This window comes from Conyzicola sp. (assembly GCF_046714715.1).
In the GTDB taxonomy this organism is placed as follows: domain Bacteria; phylum Actinomycetota; class Actinomycetes; order Actinomycetales; family Microbacteriaceae; genus Conyzicola.
The window spans coordinates 1-2,788 of the sequence record NZ_JBKKAD010000056.1; the positions used below are offsets into that span (position 1 = coordinate 1).

The 2,788-nt window shown below is 65.7% G+C and carries 3 protein-coding genes and 1 pseudogene; 2 read left to right on the forward strand and 2 right to left on the reverse strand.

Features of this window, described 5'->3' with window-relative positions:
• The first annotated feature begins 2 nt into the window (after nucleotides 1–2).
• Nucleotides 3–1,628 carry an energy-dependent translational throttle protein EttA gene (gene ettA / locus ACLQ6X_RS04525; protein ID WP_411698984.1) on the forward strand — a complete coding sequence of 542 codons (1,626 nt, stop codon included), beginning with the start codon at nucleotides 3–5 and terminating at the stop codon, nucleotides 1,626–1,628.
• Between the two features lie 12 nt (nucleotides 1,629–1,640).
• Nucleotides 1,641–2,111 (forward strand): acyl-CoA thioesterase, encoded by a 471-nt coding sequence (locus tag ACLQ6X_RS04530; RefSeq protein ID WP_411698985.1) that lies wholly within the window; start codon nucleotides 1,641–1,643, stop codon nucleotides 2,109–2,111.
• Between the two features lie 120 nt (nucleotides 2,112–2,231).
• Here the strand turns inward: ACLQ6X_RS04530 and ykgO are convergent, their stop codons facing one another.
• On the reverse strand, nucleotides 2,232–2,354 hold the full coding sequence (gene ykgO / locus ACLQ6X_RS04535; protein ID WP_188509796.1) for a type B 50S ribosomal protein L36: 123 nt from the start codon (nucleotides 2,352–2,354) through the stop codon (nucleotides 2,232–2,234).
• A gap of 74 nt (nucleotides 2,355–2,428) precedes the next feature.
• A pseudogene (locus ACLQ6X_RS04540) lies at nucleotides 2,429–2,767 on the reverse strand (acyl-CoA thioesterase); the annotation flags it as partial.
• Nucleotides 2,768–2,788: the final 21 nt, after the last annotated feature.

Here is a 2,788-nt window from a genome sequence, read left to right on the forward strand (position 1 = left end):
TGATCCTCGATGACGTGACCATGTCGTTCTTCCCCGGTGCCAAGATCGGCATCGTCGGCCCCAACGGTGCCGGTAAGTCCACCATCCTCAAGATCATGGCGGGTCTCGACACCCCCAGCAACGGAGAAGCGCGGCTCAGCCCGGGCTACACCGTGGGCATCCTCATGCAGGAGCCCGAGCTCGACGAGACGAAGACCGTGCTCGAGAACGTGCAGGAGGGCGTCGGCGAGATCAAGGCCAAGGTCGACCGTCACGCGGCTATCGGTCTCGAGATGGCCGAGCCCGATGCCGACTTCGACGCGCTGCTCGCCGAGATGGGCACCCTGCAGGAAGACATCGACGCGGCAGACGCCTGGGACCTCGACTCGCAGCTCGAGCAGGCCATGAGCGCACTGCGCACCCCGCCGGGCGACTACCCGGTCGACAGCCTCTCCGGTGGTGAGAAGCGCCGCGTCGCACTCACCAAGCTGCTGCTGCAGAAGCCCGACCTGCTGCTGCTCGACGAGCCCACTAACCACCTCGACGCCGAGAGCGTGCTCTGGCTCGAGCAGCACCTCGCCAAGTACCCGGGCGCCGTGCTCGCCGTGACCCACGATAGGTACTTCCTCGACCACGTCGCCGAATGGATCGCCGAGGTCGACCGCGGCAAGCTCTACCCCTACGAGGGCAACTACTCGACCTACCTCGAGAAGAAGCAGGAGCGTCTCACCGTCCAGGGCAAGAAGGACGCCAAGCTCGCCAAGCGCCTGTCGAGCGAACTTGAATGGGTGCGCAGCAACGCCAAGGGCCGCCAGGTCAAGTCGAAGGCGCGCCTCGCCCGCTACGAGGAGATGGCCAACGAGGCGGAGAAGACGAGAAAGCTCGACTTCGAAGAGCTCGTCATCCCCGTCGGCCCGCGCCTCGGTGCGCAGGTCATCGACGCCAAGAACCTCAAGAAAAGCTTCGACGAGCGCGTGCTCATCGACGGCCTCAGCTTCACGCTGCCGCGCAACGGTATCGTCGGCGTCATCGGCCCGAACGGTGTCGGTAAGACCACGCTGTTCAAGACGATCGTCGGTCTCGAGCCGCTCGACTCCGGCGACCTGAAGATCGGCGAGACGGTCGACATCTCGTACGTCGACCAGAACCGCGGCGGCATCGATCCGAACAAGACCCTGTGGGAGGTCGTCTCCGACGGCCAGGACTTCATCCAGGTGGGCAAGACCGAGATCCCGTCGCGCGGCTACGTGTCGCAGTTCGGCTTCAAGGGGCCCGACCAGCAGAAGAAGGCCGGTGTGCTCTCCGGTGGTGAGCGCAACCGCCTCAACCTGGCGCTCACGCTCAAGCAGGGCGGCAACCTGCTGCTGCTCGACGAACCGACCAACGACCTCGACGTCGAAACCCTCGGCTCGCTCGAGAACGCGCTGCTCGAATTCCCCGGATGCGCCGTGGTGATCACTCACGATAGGTGGTTCCTCGACCGCATCGCGACCCACATCCTCGCCTACGAGGGCAACGCCGAAGACCCGTCGAACTGGTACTGGTTCGAGGGCAACTTCGAATCCTACGAGGAGAACAAGATCCAGCGCCTCGGTGCGGACGCGGCCAAGCCCAACAGCTCGGTCTACCGCAAGCTCTCGCGCGACTAACAGCGGGCGATCATGCGGCTCAACGTTCCGATCAGCCTGCGCTGGTCAGACTTCGACGCGTACGCCCACGTCAACAATGCGGAGATGTTCCGCCTGTTGGAGGAAGCGCGCATTCAGGCGTTCTGGATCAACGACGACGGTTCGCCCGGTTCGTCGATGGCGATTCTGGATGCGCGGCCGGGTGCGAAAGTGGTCGCGCTGATCGCGCGGCAGGAGATCGAATACCTGCTGCCGATCCCGTACATGCGCCAGCCGCTCGACGTGGAACTGTGGATCGGCCGCCTCGGCGGTGCCAGCCTCGAGATCAGCTACGAGGTGTACTCGCCGGAGGGGCAGGAACCGCGCCTGCTCTACACGCGGGCCGCTACCACCCTGGTAATGGTCGAGCTCGCGACCGGGCGCCCGCAGCGCATCACGGACGACCAGCGCGAGGCGTGGGCCCCCTACGTCGAGGAGCCGGTCGCGTTCGCCAAGCGCCCGTGATCGCGCCGACGCGTCATCCGGAAAGACGCCTCTCAAGGCCGGAGACACTTAAAGCCGGAGAGCCCGCCGTTCGTAAACGGCGGGCTCTCTCAAGTGGCGGGCACGGGGCCCGTCGGGGTCTTAGCCCTGACGTGCCTTCATGCGCGGGTTGGCGCTGTTGATCACGAACGTGCGTCCGCGACGGCGAACAACCTGCGATCCGGGTGCCTTCTTGAGCGACTTGAGCGAATTACGTACCTGCATGGCCCACCAGCTTTCTTGTTGAGTATCGTTATCAACAACTGCCCGGCGTGGATATTCCCGCGAGGGGAGCCCGGTCATCGTGACGGTACTCGCACCATGCCCTCTTGTGCAACGCTCGCCAGCAGAACGCCGTCCCGCGTGAAGATGCGCCCGAGCGAGAGGCCGCGGCCGCCCACCGCCGTCGGCGACTCCTGCACGTAGAGCAGCCAGCCGTCGACCCTGCCGAAGCGGTGGAACCACATCGCGTGGTCGAGGCTCGCCGCCTTGAGACCGGGCAGCGCCCACGGCACACCGTGTCCGCGCATGATCGGCTCGAGAATCGAGTAGTCGCTCGCGTAGGCGAGAGCCGCACGGTGCAGGTTGGGGTCGTCGGGCAGTTTGCCGATCGCCTTCATCCAGACCGCCTGCCGTGGCGGGCGCTAGCCGGCCCCGGG

Coding starts and splice junctions, on each gene's coding strand:
- ACLQ6X_RS04530 (WP_411698985.1), top strand. CDS start 1,641: ATGCGGCTCAACGTTCCGATCAGCCTGCGCTGGTCAGACTTCGACGCG.
- ykgO (WP_188509796.1), bottom strand. CDS start 2,354: ATGCAGGTACGTAATTCGCTCAAGTCGCTCAAGAAGGCACCCGGATCG.